This is a genomic window from Escherichia sp. KCJ4928 (assembly GCF_004352695.1).
Classification (GTDB): Bacteria; Pseudomonadota; Gammaproteobacteria; order Enterobacterales; family Enterobacteriaceae; genus ECMA0423.
The window spans coordinates 1-1000 of the sequence record NZ_SJWV01000449.1; the positions used below are offsets into that span (position 1 = coordinate 1).

Consider the following 1000-nt stretch of genomic DNA (forward strand, 5'->3'; position numbering starts at 1 on the left):
AGCCCCCACTGTGAGTGGAGTTTCATCGCAGGGCGAAGCCGGAGATACTGAGTTCCTGAAGGAAGTCAAAGGAGCTTACCAGGCACAGTTGCAGAACTCTCCATACACTCCTGCACTGGGAACAGCCACCTCTGCCAGTGAATACCAAACATCGAATACTCAAGATCCTCAATCAGCAATCTTAAAACTGATAGGATTTAACCTAACAAGAATGACTAACTGGACTGCTACTTATCTGAGCGGTACAGGTACTACAACTAATCAACTAAACCCGTTGATAAAAATGAAAAATATTGGTGATTACACCATGGTCACAACAGAAACCATCTGGGCGGGTTATACCACCGTCAGGGTGCTTTCCACTGCCGGCAGCAACTCCATTTTTGGTCGACTGGTCAATGCTGTTAGCGGCTTATCTGATGCCGCAAAGGCTTTTCTGGAAGCAGCTGCACCACCGCTCTACTTCCTGCTGTTTTTGCTGTTCTGTGCCGGTTTTTCGTTATCCATTTACCTGCCGTTTATCCCGTTTATCTTCTGGATGACCGGCATCGGCAACTGGATAGTCAGCGTACTGATTGGATGTGCTGCTGGCCCCCTGTGGGCCGCCACCCATCTGGGAACAAGTCAGGACCGGGGAAGCCGGGCCGCTTACGGTTACATCTACCTGATAGACAGCATGATCAGACCGCTGCTGATGGTGTTCGGATTCTTTTTTGCATCGGTCGCCATCGTGGCCGGCGGCACAATCCTGAATGCGCTGTTTGCTGCTGCGCTGATGAATGTCCAGATAAATTCTGTGACGGGCGTGTTCAGCATGGCGGGATTTTTGATGATTTATGCCCGAGCCTGTACCACACTGGTTGCGGCCATTTTTGCACTTCAGGCTTATCTGCCTGACCATGTAATTAATTTTCTGGGCGGACGTGACGGTGTTAATATGCTGGGGAATATGGTTTCTTCCGTCAAAGATATTATTGCCGGCGGAAACACCAATATACGC

The 1000-nt window shown here is 49.6% G+C and carries 1 protein-coding gene; it reads left to right on the forward strand.

The window, feature by feature from the left end:
- Positions 1–1000: DotA/TraY family protein (locus E0D98_RS24740; RefSeq protein WP_131891346.1), on the forward strand; the 1000-nt coding region annotated here is incomplete at both ends.